The sequence below is a fragment of the Phreatobacter sp. GW821-FHT04C01 genome (assembly GCF_059420385.1).
Window position 1 is genome coordinate 72,340 of the sequence record NZ_JBWKTP010000016.1, and the last position, 22,463, is coordinate 94,802.

Sequence of the window (22,463 nt, forward strand, 5' to 3'; positions counted from 1 at the left end):
GAGGCTGACATGGCTGCCACGATGAAAGACAAGCACGGCCGCCCGGTGGTGGTCGTCACCGGCATGGGCGTGGTCACCTCGCTCGGCCAGGGCAAGGAAGAAAACTGGGCCAAGCTGACCGCCGGCCAGTCCGGCATTCATGCGATCACCCGCTTTCCGGTGGAAGGCCTGCGCACCACGATCGCCGGCACGGTCGATTTCGTGCCTTTCGACAATGCGCCCGACCTGACCACCAAGATGGCGGTGCTGGCCGCGGACGAGGCCGTGGCCGAAGCCGGAATCGGCACCGACGGCGCCTTTCCGGGGCCGCTGTTTCTCGGCATGCCGCCGGTGGAGATGGAATGGCCGCAGCGCCAGGAGCTGGCACGCGCTTCCGGTCAACACGACGGCATCACCTATACCGACCTCTTGAGGGGCGCGGCGTCGCAAGACTTTTCGCGCATGCAGACGCGCTTCCTGTTCGCCTCCGTCGGTGATGAACTGGCCGACCGCTTCGGCACGTCGGGCGCGCCGATCTCGGTCTCGACCGCCTGCGCCACCGGCGCGACGGCGATCCAGCTGGCGGTGGAAGCCATTCGCCGTGGCGACACCGCGGCCGCCCTGGTGATCGGCGCCGACGGCTCGGCCAACCAGGAATCGCTGGTGCGCTTCTCGCTCCTGTCGGCGCTGTCGACACGCAACGACAAGCCGGCGGCTGCGGCGCGGCCATTCTCCAAGGACCGCGACGGCTTCATCATGGCGGAAGGGGCGGGCGCCCTGGTGCTCGAATCCTACGAGCATGCCAAGGCGCGTGGCGCCACGATCCTGGGGGTCGTCGAGGGCTGCGGCGAGATGGCCGATTCGTTCCATCGCACCCGCTCGAGCCCGGACGGTGCGCCGGTCATCGGCTGCATCCGCAACGCGCTGGAGGATGCCGGCGTGACCGCGGCCGACGTGCAATATGTCAATGCCCATGGCACGTCGACGCCGGAAAACGACAAGATGGAATATGTCGGCCTGGCCGCCGTGTTCGGCGAGCACCTGAAATCCGTCGCGGTGTCGTCGAACAAGTCGATGATCGGCCATACCCTGTCGGCGGCCGGCGCGATCGAGGCGGTGTTCACCTTGATGACCATTGCCCGCGGCGTCATTCCGCCGACCATCAACCACGAGGTGGCCGATCCGGCGATCCCGATGGACGTGGTGCCGAATGTCGCGCGCAAGGCCGAGGTCAGCCGCGCCATTTCCAATTCCTTCGGCTTCGGCGGCCAGAACGTCTGCCTGGTGCTCGCCAGGGAACCGGCGTGATGGGCCGCGTCCTGGTCACCGGCGGCGCCAAGGGCATGGGCGCCGCCATCGTCCGGGCCCTGGCGGAGGCCGGTCACGACGTGACCTTCACGGTGCGCTCGTCGGGAGCCGCCGCCGAAGCGCTGATCGCCGAGGTCAAGGCGGCCCATCCGGCGCGCGATGTCGTGGCGCGGGTGCTCGATCTCGCCGACAAGCAGGCGGTGGATGCCTTCGTCGGCGAACTCGAACAGGGCGAAACCTATTACGGTCTCGTCCACAATGCCGGTCAGCCCTATGACCAGCTGGCCGCGGTGATGGACCAGGCCAAGGCCGAAGCGGTGATGCAGATCAATTTCTTCGCCTTCACCCGGCTGGTCTCGGCCTTGATCCGGCCGATGATGCGGGCGCGCACCGGTCGCATCGTCGCCATCGGCTCGGTGACGGCGGAGCGTTCAAACCAGGGCAATGCCGCCTATGGCGCCTCCAAGGCGGCGCTTGCCGCCTATTGCCGCACGCTGGCGATCGAGAGCGCCAAGCGCGGCGTCGCCGTCAATGTCGTTGCACCTGGCTTCGTCGATACCGACATGATGACCAAATATGCCGATTATCGCGACAAGATGGAAAGCCAGATCCCGGCCGGGCGCTTTGCCAGGCCCGAAGAGATTGGTGGTCTCGTTGCCTATCTTCTGTCGCCTTTGGCTGGCTATCTCACCGGCGCGACCTTGACCATGGACGGCGGCCTGACCGCGTCGATGGGCCTGTCGCGCTGAGAGCGGCGCTGAGCCGGACAGGAATCGATGCATCGGCCGAAGTGCTCTCCCGCCGCGCGCGTGGCCCATTGGTGCCGTGCGACCATCAATGATCCCAACCGCGCGGCCTTCCTGTTCGCGCCGCTGCTGGGATTTCTGCCGCTGCCGCTCGGCAGTTTCGCGACGCTCTGGTTCTTCGCCGGCGCGGTTTATGTTTCGGCGCTCTGGCTGACCGGCCGGCTCAGCTGGGTCTGGCCGCCGTCGACCGCCTTCGGCTGCCTCGTCTGCCTCGCCTATTTCGGCGTCGCGCTCATTTCTCCCCTGCTGTTCCCCAACCGGCTCGCCGGTCTCCTGGATGTCGGCACCACCCTGCATTTCCTGGCCTTCACCGTGCTGGTCGGCGCGCTGGTGCAGACGCCGCGGGTCGATGCTTTCGACCTGTTCCTGCACGGCATACGGGCCGGCGCCATCGCGGCCCTGATCTATTCGCTCATCGAAGTCTTTTGCCTCGGCCACGGGCGTGCCACCGCCGGCATGGCCAATGCCATTCCCTTCGGCGACGTGGCGATCCTGGCGGCCGGCCTGTCGCTCGTCGGGCTCAGCAGGCTGCCGCCCCGGCACAAGCTGTTTGCCGTGGTCGCCGCCGGGGCGGGCCTCGGCGCCTGCCTGCTGTCGCAAACGCGTGGGGCGCTGCTCGCCCTGCCGCTGATCGTGCTGGCGCTGGGCATCTATCTCTGGCCGATGATCCGCCGCCACGCCGCCATGGCAAGCCTGGTGCTGGCGGTGGTCGGCGCGGCCGTGGTCGGCCTCGGCCTCGCCGCGAAGGTGTCCAACCGCTTCGTCGCGCTCAAGTCTTCGCTGGAGACCGGCGAGGCGGTGCATAGCCCCGATGAGAGCACGGCGCATCGCGCCATCCTCTGGACCTATGGCGCGCAGGCCTTCCTGGCGCGCCCGCTGTTCGGCTATGGCAGCCAGAACGCGGTCGACGAAGTGCGCCGCAGGGCGGCCAAGGACGGTTTCGACGTGCCGCCCTATCGCCACCTGCACAATGAATTCATCACCACGGCGGTCGGACGGGGCCTGATCGGCCTTGGCGCGCTGCTGCTGCTGCTGGCCGCCCCGGTCGTCGTGGCGATCGGTTCGATCCGCGACGGGCGCTACCGGGACCGCGTCGCCTTCGCGATCATGCTGTCGGGCGGCTATGCCATTTTCGGCATGACCAACCTGATCTTCAGCCACGACCAGATGAACACGGTGTTCGTCTCGGCCTTCCTGGTGCTGCTGGTCGGGGTCTATCAGGCGGCGACCAGCCAGACCGCGTTCGCGCGGCCATCGCTGGCCGCGCCCAGAAGCCGGGTGACGGGCTGATGGGCCGGCCGGCGGCCGCGTTGACCATTTCCCGCGAACGGACTGGCGTCACATTTGCATTGCCGCTAGGTCGATAGCCAGGACAGGCGGTTTTCGAGAAGGGATGGGGGGCATATGACGGCTCAGAAGCGGATCGTTCCGGTGATCCTGTCGGGCGGCGCGGGAACACGGCTCTGGCCGTCGTCGCGGGAGGCCTATCCCAAGCAGTTCCTGCCTTTGCTGGGCGAGCGCTCGACCTTCGAAGAGACGCTGGCGCGGGTCGCCGACCGCTCGGTGTTCACCGATCCGGTGGTCGTCACCGGCGAGGATTTCCGTTTCCTGGTCGCCGACCAGCTGGCCCGGGCCGGGGTCACCGGCCGTATCATGCTGGAGCCGATGCGTCGCGATTCGGGACCGGCGATCGCGGTCGCCGCCGAACTGCTGCGCGCCCATGATCCGGATGCGGTGATGCTGGTGCTCGCCGCCGACCACCTGGTGACCGACAGCGCCGCCTTCGCCGCGACCGCGCGGGCAGGCCTCGATGCCGCCGAGGCCGGGGCCCTGGTCACGTTTGGCATCAAGCCGTCTCACGCCGCCACCGGTTATGGTTATATCCGGCCGGGCGACATGATGGACGGCCGGGTGCGCATGGTGGCGGCCTTCGTCGAGAAGCCGGATGCGGTGACGGCGGAACAGTTCGTCGCCGGCGGCTATCTGTGGAACTCCGGCAATTTCCTGTTCCGTGCCGATGTGTTCCTGGGCGAGCTCCGGCGGTTCGAGCCGGCGATCGCCGATGTCGCGGCCAAGGTCGCCGCGGCGATCCAGGTCGACCGGGCCGGCGGCATCAGCTTCGAGCGCATCGACCGTGAGATCTTCGCGACATCGCCGGCGAAATCGGTCGATTATGCCGTGATGGAGCGCACCGACCGGGCAGCCGTGATCGAGGCCGACTATGCCTGGTCGGATCTCGGCTCGTGGCACGCGCTGTGGGAGATGTCGCCCAAGGATGACGCCGGCAATGCCGTGCGCGGCGCCGTGTCGCTGGCCGACACGCGCAATTCCTATGTTGCGAGCGAGGACATCCACACGGTGGTGATCGGCCTCGACGATGTCGCCGTGATCACCACCAAGGATGCCGTGCTGGTCGCCCGCCGCGGCGTGGCGAACGAGCTGAAGACGCTGGTCGCAAGCTTGCGGGGCGACGAGACGACGCGCCGGCTCGCCGATGAGCACACCCGGGTGCTCCGTCCCTGGGGTTCCTATGAGGGCGTCGATCGCGGCACCCGTTTCCAGGTCAAGCGCATCGTGGTGAAGCCCGGCGCGCGGCTCTCGCTGCAGAAGCACTTCCACCGCTCCGAGCACTGGATCTGCGTCACCGGCACGGCGACCGTCGAGGTCGACGGCACCTCGAAGATCCTGCGCGAGAACGAGAGCACCTATATTCCGCTCGGCGCCTGGCACCGCCTGTCCAACGAAGGCAGGATCGATCTCGAATTGATCGAGGTGCAGTCGGGCAGCTATCTCGGCGAGGACGACATCGTCCGCTCCGAGGACGATTACAAGCGGGTCTGACGGGGCCTTAGCGGGCGGCGCGGACCAGCCGGGCAAGACCGTCGGTGCTCGGCTCCTCCGGCGTCCAGCCGGCGGCGGCGAGGGCGCTGCTGGAGACCACGAGATCGCAGCACAGCTGGTCGTGGAACGCCGGCGCGCCGAGGCGCATCAGGCGCCGTTCAAGCCCGGACGGCAGGCTGAACAAGGCTGGGCCGCGACCGAGCGCCCGGCGCATGACGGCGATCATTTCGGGCAAGGTCAGCGGCCGGCCATCGTCGACATGGAACAGCTCGCCGCGCGCTTGCGACGTGGTCAGGACAAAAGCCGTCGCCGCTGCCAGATTGCGGTCGGAGACCACCGAGCGGCGGCCGGTGAGGCCGCCGAGCGGCAAGGGCAGGTGCAGGCGGGCGAGCCGTGCCAGCCGGGCCATATTGGCCTTGGCGCCGGCACCGTGAACGACGGGCGGCCGCAGAATGACCGCCGCGGGCAACGCCTCGCGCACCAGGTGCTCGCCGGCGAGCTTGGAGCGGCCATAGGGGTCGGTTGGCCGGGCCATATCGGTTTCGGCCAGCACCGATCCGGCGGCCGCACCGGTGATCGCGCGGATCGAGGAGATCAGCACGAAGCGGTCGATGCCGGCGGCGGCCGCGGCCGTGGCGAGTTCGCCGGCGGCGTCGGCATTGAGGCGGAGCATCGACGCTTCGTCCGCGCCGGGTGGCTGATGGGCGAGGCCAGCGGCATGGACCACCGCGTCGACCCCGTCGAGATGAGGGCGCCAGTCGACCGGAGCGGCGAGATCGGGCAGGGCCCAGGGCGTGATGCCCGGACCGGCGGCGATCCGCGCCAGATCGCGGGTGCCCGCGCGCACGGCATAGCCCCGACGGCTGAGGACACCGGCAATGGCGGCACCGACGAAACCGCTCGCGCCGGTCACCAGCACTTTCACGGCGCGCGACCGGCGGGTGCCGGGGAGGGGGCCGGGGCCGGCTTGCGCCTGAACCAGCCGATGATCGGCGGCACGACCCAGCAGAAGCCGACGACGAGACAGCCGGCCTGCACCAGCGGATGCGGCATGGCGAGGCTCACCAGGGCCAGAACGGCGGTGGCGCAGGCGACCAGCGCCACCGTGGCGGCGACCCGGCGCACCGGCACGCCGGCATCGACGGCATGCTGATAGGCGTGGTCGCGATGCGGCTCGGCGAGCGTGGCGCCGCGCCGGAACCGGCGCAGGAGCGTGACCGCCGCATCGGTCAGCGGGTAGAGCACCAGCAGCGGCCCGGCCACCAGGGCGCCTTCGGCGCTGGCGCGCAGCGCCAGCCAGCCGATGAGAAGGCCGAGCGGCAGGCTGCCGGCATCGCCGAGGAAAATGCGCGCGGGATGCCGGTTCCACAGCCAGAAGCCGGCGACCGCGCCGAAACCGACGGCGGCAGGCAGGCTGGTCGCCGCGCCGACCAGGGCGAGCGGACCGGCGAGCGCCAGCGCCGCAAAGACAGGCGCGCCATGCGCCGCTGTGATCTCGTCGATGCCGTCGATGAAATTGACGATATTGACCATGGCGAGCAGGACAAAGACCATCAGCAGGCGCTCGGGCCAGAACAGGGCTTCGGCCGGCAGGAGGCGCAGGCTCGCCGGCAGGCCGGCCACGGCCACCAGGCAGCAGAGCGCCTGCAGGCCGAGCTTGAGGCGCCAGCGCAGCGGCCGGATGTCGTCGGCGAAGCCGAGCATGGCGAGGCCGAGCGCTGCGAGCGCAAGGCAGCCGACCGGGCGGTCGGGCCTGAAGCCATAGGCTATCAGCGCGACGACCAGCGCCGCCGCCAGCATGGCGAGGCCGGCGCCTTGCGGCACGGGAACCCGATGGGACGAGCGGGCATTGGGCCTGGCCAGGGCCAGCCGCGCCAGCAGCGGGCGCGACAGGGCGATCAGCGCCCAGGTCAGGACCGCCGCGATGGCCGCCGCATAGGCCGAGAAGGTCGCGAGATCGAACGTGAAAATGGCGAGCGTCCCTTCAGCCGGGCCTGGAGGAGTCTCTCCTGGACTAGCCGCGCCGGCGCGCGGCGGCAAGGGCCGGCGGCGACACCTGGCGGCGGCTACCGCGCGGCGATATGGCGCTCGATCATCTCGACCGAGCAGGGGCTGTCGTCGTCGATGCAATAGCGCCAGTCCGGCGCGAAGGGCATGCGCGCCGGATTGCGGATGATCAATTCGGTCTTGATGAAGGGAAATTTGAAGGTCTTGACCAGAACCGAGGCCAGTTGCTGGCTTGGGTTCAGGGGAAAGCTGAACAACTGCTTTCGCAACCTGTAGCGCTCGCGCAGGCGCCGCGCCTCCGGCAGCTCCCGCGCCTCGTCGGCCGGCGGCCGCCTGGCCGCGATGTCCCGGAACAACTGAGGATAGACGACGGAGAGCTCCAGTTGCGCGCCGGCATTGTCCAGGAGCGCATTCTCGAGCGTCTCGTGATCGATGACGGCGGCGACGAAATGCTGCTTGCGCATGGCCGTGGTCAAGGCGATCTCGCCACGCTGGATGATGATCCATTTGCTGAAGGAGAGGCGCAGGTCACGCAGGAAGGCGGCCATGTCCAAGGTCGCCCGGCGGCCGTGGCCGAGCACGAAATAGGACTGCAAATGGGCGCCGCCCTGCAGGCTTTCGGTCAGGCCGAAGACGCCCTCGCGCTGGAGGCATTTGTCGATCCAGGGCTGAAGCGGCGAAATCGGGCCGATATTGGAATCATTGGTCAGGAGCAGGCTGTCGAGAACACGCGCCTCCTCGCCCAGCAGACGCAGCGCATCGGCCCAGGCGCCGAAATCGAGCCCGTGATTGGCGCGCCGGATGACGACGGCGCAAAGCGCGCCGAGCCGGGTGAGGTCGTCGCTGGCGAGCGAGGCCGACATCGACACGAAGACGATCGAAAATCCCGCCTGCCGATAGGCGCGCAGTTGTTCCACCACCATGTCCGAGACATGGGAATTGCGCGAATAGGATGCGTAGAGGCAAAGCCGGCGCGGTTGCGTGCCGTCCGGAAACACGGCGCCGATACGATGAACCTCGGGTGGCGCCAGGCTGGTCAGGGAGGTCTTCAGCAGCAGATCCCGGCACGAGCCGCTGACGATGTCCCTGACATTGTCCAGGTGAATGAACAGGCGCGAGTAGCGGACTTTGAGGAGGGAAAGCGGTGTCCGTCGGCGCAGCCGATAGCGATAGTCCTGCACTTGCCGCATCAAAGCCGCCTCAAAATCCTGGCCGAGATGAAAGCACCCGTGCCGATCCGACGGATTTGCATAAAGGAAGGTATATTGACAGACAACTCAATGTTCTTGTCTTCCGCAAGATGAGGCAAGTTTGCACAAAATGAGAGTCACCCTAAGCCTGGGACGCGAGGCGGTTTGGCCAGTGCTTCGCCGTTCCTTGTGGTCCGAATTCAGGGCGTTTTACTCAATGGCGACGCCCGATCAGCCGACCAATGGACCGCAAGCCCGCGGTCAGGCGCCAGGATGTGCTCATGCGCATCGCGGCCAGCTCCGCGCATACGGCCGCGTGCCGGGCTTCGAGCCGGTGGTTCCGGGTAGCGTTGGCTTCGATGGTTTCCTGCGGCGCCTCCGCCAGGCGCCGCAGGTCTCGCTGGGTCTGTCGCCAGGCGGCCTGTAGCAGTTTGTCGCGTTCGCCGGGCGAGGCGATGATCCGGGCATGGCCGGCGATCTCGTTCCGCCGCTGCTCCGGCGTCCAGCCCTCACGCAGCGACGTCGCAAAATGGATCGACGTCGCCGCGCCGAACCGCGTGCCGGCCGTGATGTCCGGGAGCGCCAGGAATTTCCGCCACATGAAGAGATCGGTGAAGAGGCCGGCCGGCGCGGGCGACCAGCCGACGGGAAGGCGGCGGTAGGTTTCCATGCGGTAGCCCGCCGCCGTCGGGCCGAAGATGTTGAAGGTCTCATGCATCATTCGCCGTTGGACGGCCGGGTCGGAGAGGTCGTCGGCGGCAATGCGGTGGAGGCCGTCCGGCGTGGCCAGGATCGAGGGCAACTGGCCGAATTCGAAATCGGCCAGCAGGTGCTGCATCTCCTGGAGGTGGTTGGGCAGCCACAGGTCGTCATCGGCGATCTGGCAGACGAAGCGGCCTGCGCCCTGCAGCAGCGCTTGATGGCGATAGGCCTCGCCATGCCGCTCGCCCTTGGGGTGGGCAAAGACCTGGATCCGGTGATCGCGCGCGGCGATTGTCCGGGCCGCAGCGACGGTTGCATCCGGTGCGCCGTCGCAAATGATGAAAAGCTCGAAATCGCTTCGCGTCTGGCCAAGCACCGAATCGGCGGCGAAAGCCATCAGGTCCGGCAGACGCGTCACCGGCAGCAGAATGGTGAAGGCCGGGGCGGTCATGGCGCCTTGCCCGGCGGGACGGCCAGCATGGCTTCGATCTCCGCGAGGCGTTCGACCACCTGCAGGCCCTCCTCGGCCGAGCTCATGGGCCGGGGCCCGCCGGCGAGGAAAGCGAGGAATGTCCGGATTTCGGCCAGCAGGGGCATGTCCCGGCCGACATCGATAGCCCGCTCCGGCGCATCGGGCTGGCCGGGGCGGCCGAGCCGCATGAAGACCTTGTCGTCATAGCCGTCACGCAGTTCCATCGCCGCCAGGCTGCCGACGACGAGGCACCGGCGCTGGTGGCCGGGGCTCGCCGTTCCGATATCCATCAAAAGGCTCGGGCCCCGCTCTCCGGCGAGGTGGGCGGTGAAGCCGAGATCCGGCATGGCCGCGTGCAGCACGGCGACGCTTCGGAGCGGCGGCAAGGCACCGACCAGATGCTGGGTGATCGACAGGTCATGGGGCGCGAGGATCCACAAGGCGCCGACGTCGTCATGCGGGTTGCCCCACCCCCAGCGGATGGTGCGGATCGCCAGGACCTCGCCGATCGCGCCGGCGGCAATTTCCGCACGCATGGCCTCGATGCCCGGGTGGTAGCGCCACTTGTCCATGACGAATAATCGTTCGCCGGCCGTTGCCGCGAGCCGCCTGGCGCTGGCGAGATCGGCGGTCATCGGTTTCTCGACGAAGATCGGCCGGCCGGTCGCCAGGAGCCGGTCGACGACCGCGGCATGGGTGATCGTCGGCGTCGCCACGACATAGCCGTCCATGGGCCCGAGGGCGTCGATATCCGATACTGCCGTGCCGGCGCCGAGCGCGACGGCCCGCGCCCGGGTCGCCGCGTGGCGCGCGACGACGGATACCGTGGCGCCGCAGGCGAGCAGGTCACGCAGGATGAGGCTGCCCCAGCGGCCGCAGCCGATCAGGCCGATGCGCGGCGCCACGATCAAGCGCCCCGCCCGAGGACCGAGATCATCTCGGCATAGGAGCCGGCCGTGCGGTCGCGCTCGGACAGAAGCGGATCGTCACAAGGCCAGGCGAAACCGAGCTCCGGCGCATCCCACCGGCAGCCGACCTCGTCGCTGCCGTCGAAATAATGGCTGACCGCATAGAGCGTGGTGGCCGGCTCGGCGAAATAGAAGCCATGGGCGACGCCGACGGGAATCGCCACGATATGCAGGTCGTCGGCCTGCAGGCGCAGGAGCCGCGAGACCCGGTAGGTCGGTGATCGCGGCCTGAGGTCGTGGAGGCCGAGGATCATCTCGCCGGCGGCGATGGTCAGATAGTCGGCATGCAGGCGATGGGCGTGCACGCCGCGCAGGACATTGGCCCGGGACTGCACGATGTTCCACTGCAGCGCCGGCGCTCCCAGCCCCCATTCCTCGCGAAACACCTCGGTGAAGGTGCCGCGGGTATCGGCATGGGTCTTCAGGGCCCTGAGCGCCACACCGGCCGGGATGGTGATCTCTTCGGCCAGGACGGAGCGCGCGGTCGGAATGGCGTCGATGGTCATCGAAGGCTCGCGGTTGCGGACGGAGGCATAGCGTGGTGGTGGGGGTGGGGTCCAGGGGAGGGACACAAGGCTCTTGGCCGGTATTCGGGAAACACGAGCTTATCCGCTCTGGTTTCATATACTGGCGGCGCTTTCGAGGGGCGCTCGCAGCGAGGTGGCCTGCAGTGTCTTCGACGGCATCGCCATGCGTCGGCGCGTGGATGTCTGCGGCGACCAGTCGTTCGCTAGCGGGCAGGCTGTTGCCGGCCATAGGATCGTACCGTCGGGTGGCCTGAGGTATGGGGCGTGAGCGTCTTGGATCTCTTCGGTCTTCACGGCTCTGATCGGGAGTTCGAGCGCGAAGACTGCCGCCCACTTGCGACGCGATATGCCCTTCGCGTCCTAGATCCGCGCCAGAATTTCTTCTAGCGGACCGTCCGCGACAATTGTTCCCTCTCGCAGCAGGACCGCACGATTGCAGTGTTGACGCAACGTGTCCGGATTGTGTGATGCGAGCACGAGGATGCGAGCCCGCGACAACATCTTGTCCAGCCGGCGCTTGGCCTTCTCGGCGAAGCTTGCGTCGCCCGCGCTGATCATCTCGTCGAGCAAGATAATGTCTGGTTGAACAGCCGTCGAAACGCCAAAAGCGAGGCGGAGAACCATACCGCTCGAATAAGTCCGCATCGGAAGGTCCAGGTAGGCCCCGAGCTCGGAGAAATCGGCGATTTCGGGAACCAGAGCATTGGCCTCGGCAAAGGTCATACCCAGGAAAACCCCGCGCAGCACAATGTTCTGCCGGCCGGTCAATTCGTAATCCATGCCCATGGCGAGATCGAGAAGCGACGAGGTCTTACCTTCAATTGTCGCGCTGCCTGACGAGGGTTCGTAGGCGCCACTCATGACACGCAGAAGTGTCGATTTGCCCGCACCGTTGTGGCCAACGAGAGCGAGACGGTCACCAGGCTGCAGTGTCAAGCTGATACCACGCAGAGCCTGAATGGTGACGCGATCACCGTCGCTCTTTCCAACCTTGCCCCCAACGCGGCGGAGAAGATCGCTGCGCAGCGAACGGCCTCGCGCGTTGTAGATCGCAAAATCGACCCCAGCATTTTGCAGCTTGATCGAGGCCACTGGTCGATCCTTACAGCCAATAGACGATGCGGGCGCGGAAGCGCACGAAGAGTGGAAGACTTATTGAAGCCAGGAGCGTGACTGCAGCGAGGGCGAGCCCGTAAGTGAAAGTGTTGGGGGTGACCCCGCGCAACGGCTCCGTCACGACGTGCAGGAAGGCCGCAAATGGATTGTAGTCGATGACCCATGCGGCGTGGCCCGGCAAACTGCTTGCGGGCCACATCACGGGAGTGATGAAGAAGGCAATCTGTACGACGTTTTGGACGATTTGCGGCAGGTCGCGGAAGCGTGTGCAGAACACGCCGAGCAGCAGAGCGGTAAAAAAGCCGGCGACAAGAACAAGGCCAAGCCCAAGCGGAGCCAACAGCCACGTCCAGGAAGGTGGGTGACCCATTGTCACAAAAATCAACGGTATCAGGACGATGTTATGCGCAAAATTCATGGTGTTGCGCACGAGAAGGCGCATAACGAAAATGGTCTTGGGGAGTGGCTCTTGACGCAGAAAGCTCTCGGACTGTGTAAAAATGGTAGAGCTCTCAGTGATGATGCCGGAAATGAGAGTCCAGACGACGATGTTGACTGCGATATAGGGAAGGAACTGTCGGACGGGCTGATTGAAAAGCAGGGCGTAAACGAGACCGATCGCGACGATGAAAATCGCCATGCTGAAGGTGATCCAGAGCTGGCCGATCCGCGACCGAGCGTAGCGCGAGCGGATATCGCCGGTGCCAAGGAGCCACCAGATTCGCCACTTGCCGATGCCCGACTTGATGTCGCGTATTGCGCGCCTCGTGTCATCGTTGGATGAGGAGATCAACGTCGTCCTTCCCTTGCGGTCATGGTCAGGCTGGCCGCGGTCAATGTAGACCTTGAGCCGGGGGACACAATTGCCTCAATACCAGACTTGTCGGCGAACGGCTGCAGCTAGAGTAAAATCTCCCTGTTTAGGAAGATCTCCATCGTCCCACGCAGTTGATGATCGTCGGCCGCCGATTTGCCTGCACGGGTTATCGAACTGGAATACCATAGGCAATCGCTAAGAAGGTCACGCCATCCGACGGACGATGAGGTTCTCATCTTGGAGGCTGTGTTCGCCATGGATACTGGGCTGCATTGTGGCGATGGCGCGCCGAGAGCGTCATGCCGATGCCATCGGTAATCGAAGACGCGTCCCCGGAGATGGCACTACCCTGTCAGCGATCGGCCAAGACGGCCACCCGGCTCTGTGCGGCGGCCGCGAGGGCGTTATCGGAATGGCGCTGGACAACAGTTCGAAGGGGCACGGCAGTGCTGGCGCAACTCGCCGCCGCGAACTCCTGGGCGATGGCGATGTCGTCGTCGCATGCCAGCGGCGGTGCGTCACGGTTGGGCGCGAATAAGATGGGGACGGGGTGGTCAGCCATGGGTTGGGTCTCTGTTGGAGCGAGGGGAAAAGCAAATCCAACGAGGGCGCCGGCGAGCGCCGCCGGGGACTATGGTCGCGATGACCGAAGGGCCGCGCCTTCACGCGGATGCAGGGCGGCGCCTGCTAGTGTCGCGTCACAATGATTGTGACTCGTTGAGCGAGGGGGCTGGATAGGATTTTGTCATCTTCAAGGAGGGGCCTGATCTGTAGAGCACATCCATCGGATTCGCGTGCCGGAGACGGTTCGGCGGCATTGTCTGGCCGGGACTTCGGTTTCGAGTTGGGTGCGACTTTCGATGCGGCGGTCGAGGCATTGGCGCCGCATGACGCCGATCGCGATCTCGGCCATGTCGGGCCAACTGGCGTGCCTGGAGGCGCGGTTGAATCCCATACGTGTCAGGATCCGCCGTGCTTCGGCGGCTGGGACGGCATCATAGATGGCCGATGACCTCCGCCGCGACAGGGACAGCAAGAGCGCGCGGATGCGTTGCGTTTGTTTGGCCTCGCGGGCTATGCGGAGGCCCTGGCATAATGTCGTGCCAGGCATGGCTGACGGGCGAGCCTTATGACGGGGCCGATCAGGAGACCCGCATTCATCTATTGGGGCCGTCGAGGGCCGGCTCTGCGTATGGCGCGGGATCTGATCGATGCCGCTCAGGTGGCGGATATCGAGTGTCTGCTATCGTTGTCCAAGCAGAACTCTGGAGTGTCGGAATTTGCCGACCTGGGGGAGCGCCTCGTACCCGTTTCCACCTTTCAATACGGATTCGGGGCTATCACCCGAATCGGCGCTTTGCCCCGAGCATGGCGGGTACTGCGCGAGAGCCTCGAACGCCATCGGTCCGACGCGGTGATCGTCTTGATGCCGCATGTATGGACGCCACTCATCGCGCCGCATGTACAGGCGCTTGATCTGCCTTATGCCGTCGTGGTCCATGATGGTCGTTCGCATCCGGGCGATCCTACCGGCTTGGTGAACCACTGGCTGTGGCGCGATGCGCACCGTGCGGATCTCGTCTTCACGTTGTCGGACAAGGTGGCGGACGATCTACACGCGATGGGTATTCCACGATCACGCCTCGTGCCGTTATTCCACCCTGACCTTGGATATCGCGGCGATGCCGGCGGCGGACCAGCCAAGGAGAGCGGGCGGTTACGGGCGCTCTTCTTCGGCCGAATCCTGCCCTACAAGGGATTGTCTCTTTTCGTCGATGCCCTCGAACGCTTGGTGGCTCAAGGCTATCAGGTCGAGGCAAGTGTGGTTGGTGAAGGCTCGCTTGGCCAGGAGGGCGGGCGGTTGGCGCGCCTCGGCGCCACAGTCATCAATCATTGGGTCGCCGATGACCAGATCGCCAGCATCTTTCAGGCTCACGATGTCGTGGTCCTCTCGCATCTTGAGGCGAGCCAGTCAGGCGTCGTCGCCGCCGCCTTTGCGCAAGGTGTTCCGGTTGTCGTCACGCCCGTTGGCGGCCTAGCCGAGCAGGTCCAGCATAATGAGACCGGGTTGGTAAGCGAGCGGGTGTCAGGCGAGGCCATCGCTGCCTCATTGAGCAGGCTGATCGACGAACCGCTGCTTCTTCCGCTGCTCCGCAAGAGCCTCGCCAAGCAAGCGGAGGCCCGATCGCCCGGCCGCTTCCTGCACGAGATGCTGGCGGCCTTCCAGTGCTGACCGGAATTGTTATTCCACAGTGCGTAAGTGCGAATTTGGGCGCGCGGTCTGATTCCCGCCTCAATCGCGACAGCGTTCCTGGTTAACCGGCGCTCGGTCCATCGGTGTTGGCGACGTCCCGCCCGTGGCGGTCAGTGCATGTCAGTGCAGGAAACAGCCGCGCGGCCTCGCCGCCGCGGCAGCGCAATGCTTTGCACCGCAAAGCCCGGAGACATCACAGGTTTGGACGTCAGGATGCAATTGCCTCATCGCCCCGCCGCCACGGCGGCCGATCCCATCGTCCGGGCGCTGCGCGCCTGTCGCGGGCCGCTTTTGGCGGCCGCGTTGTTCTCGGGCGTGCTCAACGTGCTGATGCTCGCCGGCGCGCTTTACATGCTGCAGGTCTATGACCGGGTGCTCGGCAGTCGCAGCGTCCAGACGCTGATCGGGCTCACCGTGCTGCTCGCCGGCATCTTTCTGGTCCAGGCGGCGCTCGACATCATCCGGCAGCGGCTCTTAACCCGGGTCGGCGCGTCGGTCGACCGGCGGCTGGCGGACCGGATCTACCAGATGACCCTGGCGATCCCGCTGAAGGGCGGGGCGGGGGCCGATGCGCTGCAGCCGAGCCGGGATCTCGACACGGTGCGCGCCTTCGTGTCGGGGCTCGGGCCGACGGCCTTTTTCGATCTGCCCTGGATGCCGCTTTTCGTCATTCTCTGCTTTTTCCTGCATCCTTTGATCGGCTGGGCGGTGGTCGCCGGCGCCATCGTGTTGTTTTCCATCACGCTGCTCACCGAGCGGGCCATTCGGGGGCCGTCGCAGGCCTATTCACGTGAGGCTTCGGCGCGTTCGGCCATGGCCGAGACCTCCCGGCGCAATGCCGAGGCCATCGCGGCCATGGGCATGCAGGCCGCGCTCACCGGCCGTTACGGCGCGATCAACGGCCGCTATCTCGCGGCCAACCAGGCCGCGACCGATGCCGGCGCGTTGTTCGGCACGGTGTCGCGCACCTTCCGCATGGCCATGCAGTCGGGCATTCTGGGGCTCGGCGCCTTCCTCGTGCTTTCGGATCAGGCTTCGCCCGGCGTGATGATCGCTTCGTCCATTTTGATGGGGCGGGCGCTGGCGCCGATCGAACTGGCGGTCGGTCATTGGAAGAGCTTCATCGCGGCCCGCCAGGCCTGGGCGCGGTTGCGCCACACCATGCGGGCCCTGCCGCCGGCCGCGCCGCCCATGCCGCTCGCCGCGCCGCGCAACATGCTGACGCTCGAGCAGGTGTTCACCGGCGCGCCCGGCGCGCAGAACCCGATCATCCAGGGCATATCGCTGTCGCTGCTCGCCGGCCAGGCGCTGGGGGTCATCGGCCCCTCGGCGTCGGGCAAGTCGACGCTGGCACGCACGCTCGCCGGCATCTGGGCGCCGCTGCGCGGTTCGATCCGGCTCGACGGCTCGGAACTGTCGCAATGGGCGCCCGAGGCGCGTGGCGACTTCATCGGCTATTTGCCCCAGGACATCGGCCTGTTCGACGGCACCATTGCCGAGAATATCGCGCGGTTCCGGCCGGGGGCCGATCCGGCCGATGTCGTGGCGGCCGCCAGGGTCGCCGGCGCCGACGGCATGATCCGCGGCCTGCCCGACGGTTACGAGACGCGCATCGGCGATGGCGGCACGGCCTTGTCGGGCGGCCAGCGCCAGCGTGTCGCGCTGGCGCGTGCCGTATTTGGCAATCCCTTCCTGGTGTTGCTCGACGAACCCAATGCCAATCTCGACATGGAGGGCGAGGAGGCCGTCACTCAGGCCATTCGCCATGTCCGCGACCGCGGCGGCATCGCCATCGTCATTGCCCACCGGCCGAGCGCGCTCACCGCGGTGGACGTGGTCGCGGTGATGCGCGAAGGCCGCCTCGTCGCCTTCGGATCACGCGACGAGGTGTTGAAACGGGTGCTGGCGCCGCAGCCGAAAGGGGCAAGGTCATGACCGATATCATGCAGCGATTCATCGAGGCCCGCCGCGCCGGCACCCGGGGCGCGCGCGGCCTCGCGGCCGGGAGCAAGACCATCACCGAACTCGTGCAAAGGGTCACCGGGGCCGGCAGCGCCGGCGCGGCCTGGGCGCGCAATGCCGCCGTGAAGGCCAGGGCCGCGACCCATGGCGGGCAGGGCGGCACAGCGATCGATCGCGCCGAGACGGCGCCCGACCCGTCCATGCGTCGCCTGATCATCGCCGGCCTCGCCATCGTGGCGGTGCTGGTCGGCGGCGTCGGCACCTGGGCCTCCACCGTGCTGTTGTCCGGTGCCGTGGTGGCCAGCGGCACCGTTGTCGCCGACACCAATGTGAAGACCGTCCAGCATCCCACCGGCGGGATCATCGGCGAGATCCATGTCCGCGACAGCGTGCGCGTCAAGGAGGGCGATCTGTTGATCAAGCTGGACGACACCGTTACCCGCGCCAGCCTGCAGGTGGTGGTCAAGCAGCTCAACGAGATGCAGGCGCGGCTGGCCCGCCTGGAGGCTGAGCGCGATGGCCTGCGCGAATTCGCCGTGCCGGCGGATCTCGCCAACTGGATGAGTTTCCCCGATGTTGCGCGCGCCGTCGACAGCGAGAAGAGCCTGTTCCAGGCCCGGCTCGAGGCGCGCGAGGGCCAGGCCAAGCAGCTGCGCGAGCGCATCGGCCAGATCCGCGGCGAGATCGCCGGCATCAGCGCCCAGGAGGCGGCCCGCCGCCGCCAGGTCGCGCTGATCGATCGCGAGGTCACCGATGTCGGCGATCTCTTCCGGCGCAATCTGGTGCCGCGCACGCGCCTGGTCGAGCTGGAGCGAGAGCAGGCGCGCCTGGCCGGCGATGTCGGCCAGTTCGTCGCCGAGCGCGCCCGCGCCGAAGCCCGGATTTCCGAAAACGAGCTGCAGATCCTGCAGATCGGCCAGGACCTGCGCCGCGAGGTGTCGACGGAGCTGCGCGATATCCAGGGCAAGATCGGCGAGTTCGTCGAGCGCCGCATCCAGGCCGAAGACACGCTGAAGCGCATCGAGATCCGCGCGCCGCAGAGCGGCCTGGTGCATCAGCTCGCCTATCACACGGTCGGCGGCGTCATTCCGGCCGGCCAGCAGATCATGCAGGTCGTGCCGGGCGACGATGTCCTGGTCATCGAGATCCGCATCCAGCCGCAGGACATCGAAAAGGTCGCCGTCGGGCAGCCGGCCTACATCCGCTTCAGCGCGCTGCCGCATGGCACGACGCCTGAATTGCAGGGCAAGGTGACCCGGGTTTCCGCCGACGTGGTGCGCGAGCCGCAGACCAACGCGGCCTATTTCACCGCCAGGGTCGCGGTGCTGGATGGCGAGCTCGCCAAGCTCGGCAGCCATCGGCTGACCTCGGGCATGCCGGCGGAAGTGTTCATCCGCACCAAGGAGCGCACGGCGCTGGCCTATCTGATGAAACCGATCGCCGATCAGCTCAACCGGGCGTTCCGCGAAAACTGACGGCCGGGGCGTGACCGGGCGGCCTCAAACCGCCTGGCCGCGCGCCTGACTGAGCGAGATGATGTTTTTCGGCTTGCGGATTTCGGGCACGAGATCCGCGACCAGGTCACGCACCGTGTCGTCGTCGCCCTGCTCGGCCGCGCGCGCCAGCTCGGCCACGATGGCATGCAGCCGCGGCAGCGGGATCGACTGGGATTCGGCGGCCACGATGCCGCGCACGCCGATGTCGAACTGGGGTTCGCGGTCCTCGAACAGGAATTCGGCCATGCGCTCGCCCGGCCGCTTGCCGGTATAGACGATGCGCATGCCGCGGTCGGGCTCGAAACCGGCAAGCCGGATCATGCGCCGGGCGAGGTCGTCGATCCGCACCGGCTGGCCCATATTGAGCACGAGCACCGCGGACTGGCTTCCCGGCTCCTGGCCGGCGGTGACACGCGCGGCGGTCCAGAGCAGGTCGGTCGCCTCCCGCTTGGTCATGAAATAGCGGACCATGGCCGGGTCGGTGACGGTGACCGGGCCGCCCGCCTCGATCTGCGCGCGGAAGCGCGGCACCACCGAACCGGCCGTGCCGATGACATTGCCGAAGCGCACGGCGACCAGCCGCGTGGCACGCGGCACATGGCCGCCGACCAAAGCAGGGGCCGCGTCGATCGACTGGGTATAGAGCTCCGCGATCCTTTTGGTCGCGCCCAGCATCGAGACCGGCCTGGTCGCCTTGTCGGTCGAGATCAGCACGAAGACGCCGACATTCGCCGCGATGGCGGCATCGGCGGTGTTGACGGTGCCGAGCACATTGGTGCGCACGGCCTCCGCCACCTCGCGTTCCAGATGCGGGACATGTTTCAAGGCCGCGGCGTGGAACACCACGTCCGGGGCGAAGGCCTTGATCAGTTCGGCGATGCGCGCCCGGTCGCGGATATCGCACAGGCGCCCTTCGACCGCTTCGGCCTTGTCCTCCAGCGTCAGCTCCGCCCGTTCCAGGACGGCGTGCAGGGCCGCCTCGGAGTGATCGATCACGAGCACCCGGGCCGCGCCGATCTCGGCGCTGCGCAGGGCCAGTTCCGCGCCGATCGAGCCGCCGCCGCCGGTCACCAGCACCCGCTTGCCCTGGACGTAGTTCTTCAACGGTCCTTCATCGACCTCGACCAGCGGCCGGATCAGCAGGTCGTCATCGATCACCGCGTGCAGCTTGGCCGGCCGCGCCATATCGGTCGAATGGGCAATGTCGAGCCGGATCGCGGGAATGCCGAGACGCCGGAACATGCCGACCACGTCCTCGATCTGGCGGACTTCCTTCAGCGCCTCCGGCGCGATCAGCGCGCGCTGGATGGTGATGCCGCGCTCGGCGGCGTCCCGGACAATGGTCTCGACGCTGTCGATCAGCCCCCAGACCGGCACGCCGCGCACGGCCTGGTTCACTTCCTGCGGCACGGTGGTGACAATGCCGAAAATGCGGATCGGGCCGGCGAGGCCGGCCTCGGCGAGCTTGATCACGCCCTCGGCGTCGGAAGCGCGGCCGATGGCGATCGCGGCGAGCAGGTCGGCGCCATGGACATTGGCCCGCCGCCAGTTGCGGAAGGCGCGATAGGCGACCCGCGGGCCGCCGAGCAGGATGACCTGCACGCACCAATAGATCGCCAGTGTCCGGCCGCCGAAAAACTTGCCGACGTCGATATAGCGCGGCGAGATCATATAGTCGGCGATCAGCAGCGCCGCCGTCAGGATAGACACCGCCTTGAAGATGCCGAACAGGTCGAAAAGCGAGGCAAAGCGCCAGCGCGACGCGTAGAGCGAGCAGAAATGATAGATCAGCAGGGCGAAAGCGGCGAAGGCCAGGCCAGCCAGAATCTCGAATCGCCGACCGAAGTCGGAAATATAGGGCTCGCCCCGCAAAGAAACGGCAAGAAACAAGGCAAGGAATGTGACGCCGAAATCATGCAGCGCGACACAGTAGGTCTTGAATTGGATTCGTTTCAAGGGGCTGTTCACGTTGCACAGGGGACGACAGGCCGCCACGCAAACAGGTCGCCATTATGCCGAAACCTGCATGCTTAGCGGACAAGGTCTACGACAAACCATCGTTTCCGCAGCCGGTCAAGCGTCCCGGGAGCTGTTCGCGCAGAGGTTTGCGAGGGGTGGTATCAACGTGCCGTCAGGTTTATGACAGCAAGCATGTCATAAACTGCTTTGCCGCAGGCTTCGGCCCGGCAACGCTTCTCAGGTCTGCGCCGCGCGCAGCGCGCCGATCAATGACCGCTCCAGCGTCGAGGCGACCTGGGCCTGCGACGCCTTTTCGGCGAACTCGGTCAGCATCTGCGGCGGCAGCCGGGGCGCGAGCGTCGAAACCAGGCGAATCAGTTCCTCCAGCGTGCCGGCGAAATGCTCCTGCAGGTCCTGGCCCATGCCCGGTTCGCGCCGCATCCGGTCCGCCAGTTCCTGCGCGACGATGCGGGCCGATTCGTCGAGGCCGGCGCCGGTCACGATGACGCTGTTAACGCAGAGCCGGACGAAGTAGGGAAGGCAACGTTCAACTTCTTCCGCGATTGTTGGCATAGGATTTCTTAAAATCAGGGCGCCCCTCGCCCACGCCGCCGTGCCGGTGCCGACGGGCGGGCGATTTGTCTCACTCGCTGGCGATAAAGGCAAGGAACCATGGCGGGCGCGTGGCTTGGTGGAACGATCGGGACAGGGCGCCTGGCCGGACGGCCGGGATATGCCGGGGCGCGGCCATGAGCGCGCCGCGCATTCTGTGCATCATCAACGAGGACTGGTTTTTCCTCTCGCATTTCCTGCCCTGGGCGCGCGCCGCGCGCGCGGCCGGTTTCGAGGTCGTCCTGCTGGCGGCCCGTGGCGCGGCTTCCGCCCGGATCGAGGCCGAAGGCATCCGCGTGGTCGCGGCCAAGGCGGCGCGTGCCGGGCTGGCGCCGAAGAACCTGGTGCCTGCGGCGCGCCAGGCGATCGGGCTGATCGACCCGGCCCGGCCAACCATTGTCCACGCCTTCGGGCTGCATGGCATGGCCATCGCGGCGCTGGCCCGTACGCTGCAGGGCAAGTTTCCCGCCGTCGTCAGCGTCACCGGCCTCGGCTTTCTGGCGGCCGCCGGCCGGAAGCTCGCCGCGGGTGCGCTCGCCTTCGCCGCGCGCACGGCCCTCGACGGGCCCGCGACGGTCTGGCTCACCGAGAACCCGTCGGACGGACCGGCCATGGGGCTGTCGCGCGCGGGCAGGGACGGGCGGATCATTCAACTGGGCGGCGCCGGCGTCGACGTCGCGGCCTTCAGTCCGCGGCCGTCCTTGCCGCGGCCGCCGCTGAAACTCGCGCTGGTGGCGCGGATGATCCGCTCCAAGGGCGTCGATCTCGCCGTCGCCGCGGTGAGGGAGGCCCGCCGCCGGGGCCTGGACGTCAGCTTGACCTTGGTCGGCGCCGGCGATCCGCGCAATCCGCGCGCCTATACGGCGGCGGAGCTCGCGGGCTTCGCCGCGACCGAAGGGGTCGCCATGCTCGGCGCGCGCGACGACGTTGCGCGGATCCTCGGCGAGCATCACGCCTTCATCCTGCCGTCGCGCGGCGGCGAAGGGCTGCCGAAGGCGCTGCTCGAGGCGGCCGCCGGCGGGCTGCCGGCCGTGGTCACCGACGTGCCGGGCTGCCGCGAATTCGTCGTCGACGGAGCGACAGGCTTCGTCGTTCCGGCCGACGATACCCGCGCGCTGGCGGATGCGCTGGTGCGGCTCGTCGCGAGCGACGTTGACGCCATGGGCCTGAACGCGCGCGCGCGGGTCGTCGACGGCTATTCGGTCGAAACCGTCTCGGCGACCGTGGTCGCGGTCTACCGGCGGCTCGCCGCCAAGGCCGCTGACAGGCGCTGAGCAAGGCGCCTCGCGGCTGCGGGCGGCGAATGGCGAGTGGCAAATGGGGGGCGCCCCGCCCAGCAGCACCGCGCCAACCCTCGCCCACGCCTTCGTCTACGGCATGCACATATCTCTGGAGAGGAAGTGCGGCGGATTGACTCGGGTGTGCGGCGGGGCTGGCCATTGCGGCT

General features: G+C 67.3%; 18 protein-coding genes and 1 pseudogene. 8 read left to right on the top strand and 11 right to left on the bottom strand.

Translation table 11 applies throughout. The annotated features are described in order from the left end of the window. Positions 1 to 9: 9 nt before the first annotated feature. The 4 genes from AC07WJ_RS35350 (at position 10) to AC07WJ_RS35365 (ending at position 4,934) form a co-directional block, all read left to right on the top strand. Entirely contained in the window at positions 10 to 1,287 is a 1,278-nt protein-coding gene (locus tag AC07WJ_RS35350) for a beta-ketoacyl-ACP synthase (protein WP_494939427.1), read from the top strand. Further along, positions 1,287 to 2,036 carry an SDR family NAD(P)-dependent oxidoreductase gene (locus AC07WJ_RS35355; RefSeq protein WP_494939428.1) on the top strand — a complete coding sequence of 250 codons (750 nt, stop codon included), beginning with the start codon at positions 1,287 to 1,289 and terminating at the stop codon, positions 2,034 to 2,036. Before AC07WJ_RS35350 ends, AC07WJ_RS35355 begins: the two co-directional genes overlap by 1 nt. A gap of 27 nt (positions 2,037 to 2,063) precedes the next feature. Then, positions 2,064 to 3,383: an O-antigen ligase family protein gene (locus AC07WJ_RS35360; protein WP_494939429.1), complete on the top strand. Its 1,320-nt coding sequence runs from the start codon at positions 2,064 to 2,066 to the stop codon at positions 3,381 to 3,383. 114 nt (positions 3,384 to 3,497) lie between these two features. After that, positions 3,498 to 4,934 carry a mannose-1-phosphate guanylyltransferase/mannose-6-phosphate isomerase gene (locus AC07WJ_RS35365; RefSeq protein WP_494939430.1) on the top strand — a complete coding sequence of 479 codons (1,437 nt, stop codon included), beginning with the start codon at positions 3,498 to 3,500 and terminating at the stop codon, positions 4,932 to 4,934. 7 nt (positions 4,935 to 4,941) lie between these two features. Here the strand turns inward: AC07WJ_RS35365 and AC07WJ_RS35370 are convergent, their stop codons facing one another. The 9 genes and pseudogenes from AC07WJ_RS35370 to AC07WJ_RS35410 all read right to left on the bottom strand — a co-directional run bounded on the left by AC07WJ_RS35370 (position 4,942) and on the right by AC07WJ_RS35410 (position 13,295). Then, positions 4,942 to 5,859 carry an NAD-dependent epimerase/dehydratase family protein gene (locus tag AC07WJ_RS35370; protein ID WP_494939431.1) on the bottom strand — a complete coding sequence of 306 codons (918 nt, stop codon included), beginning with the start codon at positions 5,857 to 5,859 and terminating at the stop codon, positions 4,942 to 4,944. Next, entirely contained in the window at positions 5,856 to 6,974 is a 1,119-nt protein-coding gene (locus tag AC07WJ_RS35375; protein WP_494939432.1) for an MraY family glycosyltransferase, read from the bottom strand. Before AC07WJ_RS35375 ends, AC07WJ_RS35370 begins: the two co-directional genes overlap by 4 nt. Before the next feature lie 26 nt (positions 6,975 to 7,000). Next, a complete protein-coding gene (locus tag AC07WJ_RS35380; RefSeq protein WP_494939433.1) occupies positions 7,001 to 8,131 on the bottom strand; it encodes a rhamnan synthesis F family protein in 1,131 nt (376 codons plus the stop codon). A gap of 214 nt (positions 8,132 to 8,345) precedes the next feature. Then, positions 8,346 to 9,284, bottom strand: a complete 939-nt coding sequence (locus AC07WJ_RS35385; RefSeq protein WP_494939434.1) for a glycosyltransferase family 2 protein — start codon at positions 9,282 to 9,284, stop codon at positions 8,346 to 8,348. Continuing rightward, the gene (locus AC07WJ_RS35390; RefSeq protein ID WP_494939435.1) at positions 9,281 to 10,210 is read right to left on the bottom strand and encodes a Gfo/Idh/MocA family protein; all 930 of its coding nucleotides are present in this window, start codon (positions 10,208 to 10,210) and stop codon (positions 9,281 to 9,283) included. The genes AC07WJ_RS35385 and AC07WJ_RS35390 overlap by 4 nt, the downstream gene beginning before the upstream one ends. 2 nt (positions 10,211 to 10,212) lie before the next feature. Continuing rightward, positions 10,213 to 10,779 carry a dTDP-4-dehydrorhamnose 3,5-epimerase family protein gene (locus tag AC07WJ_RS35395; RefSeq protein ID WP_494939436.1) on the bottom strand — a complete coding sequence of 189 codons (567 nt, stop codon included), beginning with the start codon at positions 10,777 to 10,779 and terminating at the stop codon, positions 10,213 to 10,215. Positions 10,780 to 11,160: 381 nt separating this feature from the next. Beyond that, positions 11,161 to 11,739, bottom strand: a pseudogene (locus tag AC07WJ_RS35400) (ABC transporter ATP-binding protein); the annotation flags it as partial. A 163-nt stretch (positions 11,740 to 11,902) separates the two neighbouring features. Beyond that, the gene (locus AC07WJ_RS35405; RefSeq protein WP_494939437.1) at positions 11,903 to 12,709 is read right to left on the bottom strand and encodes an ABC transporter permease; all 807 of its coding nucleotides are present in this window, start codon (positions 12,707 to 12,709) and stop codon (positions 11,903 to 11,905) included. A 376-nt stretch (positions 12,710 to 13,085) separates the two neighbouring features. Beyond that, on the bottom strand, positions 13,086 to 13,295 hold the full coding sequence (locus AC07WJ_RS35410) for a hypothetical protein (RefSeq protein ID WP_494939438.1): 210 nt from the start codon (positions 13,293 to 13,295) through the stop codon (positions 13,086 to 13,088). Positions 13,296 to 13,925: 630 nt separating this feature from the next. Between AC07WJ_RS35410 and AC07WJ_RS35415 the strand changes: the two genes are divergently transcribed. The 3 genes from AC07WJ_RS35415 (at position 13,926) to AC07WJ_RS35425 (ending at position 18,424) form a co-directional block, all read left to right on the top strand. Then, positions 13,926 to 14,966 carry a glycosyltransferase family 4 protein gene (locus AC07WJ_RS35415; RefSeq protein ID WP_494939439.1) on the top strand — a complete coding sequence of 347 codons (1,041 nt, stop codon included), beginning with the start codon at positions 13,926 to 13,928 and terminating at the stop codon, positions 14,964 to 14,966. Between the two features lie 234 nt (positions 14,967 to 15,200). Then, positions 15,201 to 16,922: a type I secretion system permease/ATPase gene (locus tag AC07WJ_RS35420; RefSeq protein ID WP_494939440.1), complete on the top strand. Its 1,722-nt coding sequence runs from the start codon at positions 15,201 to 15,203 to the stop codon at positions 16,920 to 16,922. Further along, positions 16,919 to 18,424, top strand: coding sequence for an HlyD family type I secretion periplasmic adaptor subunit (locus AC07WJ_RS35425; RefSeq protein ID WP_494939441.1), 1,506 nt, complete (start codon positions 16,919 to 16,921; stop codon positions 18,422 to 18,424). Before AC07WJ_RS35420 ends, AC07WJ_RS35425 begins: the two co-directional genes overlap by 4 nt. Before the next feature lie 24 nt (positions 18,425 to 18,448). Here AC07WJ_RS35425 and AC07WJ_RS35430 read toward each other — a convergent pair whose 3' ends face one another. Further along, entirely contained in the window at positions 18,449 to 20,401 is a 1,953-nt protein-coding gene (locus tag AC07WJ_RS35430) for an SDR family NAD(P)-dependent oxidoreductase (protein WP_494939442.1), read from the bottom strand. A gap of 240 nt (positions 20,402 to 20,641) precedes the next feature. Continuing rightward, positions 20,642 to 20,905: a hypothetical protein gene (locus AC07WJ_RS35435; RefSeq protein ID WP_494939443.1), complete on the bottom strand. Its 264-nt coding sequence runs from the start codon at positions 20,903 to 20,905 to the stop codon at positions 20,642 to 20,644. 248 nt (positions 20,906 to 21,153) lie between these two features. Between AC07WJ_RS35435 and AC07WJ_RS35440 the strand changes: the two genes are divergently transcribed. Next, a complete protein-coding gene (locus AC07WJ_RS35440) occupies positions 21,154 to 22,290 on the top strand; it encodes a glycosyltransferase (protein ID WP_494939444.1) in 1,137 nt (378 codons plus the stop codon). The last annotated feature ends 173 nt before the right edge of the window (positions 22,291 to 22,463 follow it).

What these genes read in the sequence shown, in the direction of transcription:
- AC07WJ_RS35350 (WP_494939427.1), top strand. Translation starts at nt 10, where the DNA reads ATGGCTGCCACGATGAAAGACAAGCACGGCCGCCCGGTGGTGGTCGTC.
- AC07WJ_RS35355 (WP_494939428.1), top strand. Translation starts at nt 1,287, where the DNA reads ATGGGCCGCGTCCTGGTCACCGGCGGCGCCAAGGGCATGGGCGCCGCC.
- AC07WJ_RS35360 (WP_494939429.1), top strand. Translation starts at nt 2,064, where the DNA reads ATGCATCGGCCGAAGTGCTCTCCCGCCGCGCGCGTGGCCCATTGGTGC.
- AC07WJ_RS35365 (WP_494939430.1), top strand. Translation starts at nt 3,498, where the DNA reads ATGACGGCTCAGAAGCGGATCGTTCCGGTGATCCTGTCGGGCGGCGCG.
- AC07WJ_RS35380 (WP_494939433.1), bottom strand. Translation starts at nt 8,131, where the DNA reads ATGCGGCAAGTGCAGGACTATCGCTATCGGCTGCGCCGACGGACACCG.
- AC07WJ_RS35385 (WP_494939434.1), bottom strand. Translation starts at nt 9,284, where the DNA reads ATGACCGCCCCGGCCTTCACCATTCTGCTGCCGGTGACGCGTCTGCCG.
- AC07WJ_RS35395 (WP_494939436.1), bottom strand. Translation starts at nt 10,779, where the DNA reads ATGACCATCGACGCCATTCCGACCGCGCGCTCCGTCCTGGCCGAAGAG.
- AC07WJ_RS35410 (WP_494939438.1), bottom strand. Translation starts at nt 13,295, where the DNA reads ATGGCTGACCACCCCGTCCCCATCTTATTCGCGCCCAACCGTGACGCA.
- AC07WJ_RS35415 (WP_494939439.1), top strand. Translation starts at nt 13,926, where the DNA reads ATGGCGCGGGATCTGATCGATGCCGCTCAGGTGGCGGATATCGAGTGT.
- AC07WJ_RS35420 (WP_494939440.1), top strand. Translation starts at nt 15,201, where the DNA reads ATGCAATTGCCTCATCGCCCCGCCGCCACGGCGGCCGATCCCATCGTC.
- AC07WJ_RS35425 (WP_494939441.1), top strand. Translation starts at nt 16,919, where the DNA reads ATGACCGATATCATGCAGCGATTCATCGAGGCCCGCCGCGCCGGCACC.
- AC07WJ_RS35440 (WP_494939444.1), top strand. Translation starts at nt 21,154, where the DNA reads ATGAGCGCGCCGCGCATTCTGTGCATCATCAACGAGGACTGGTTTTTC.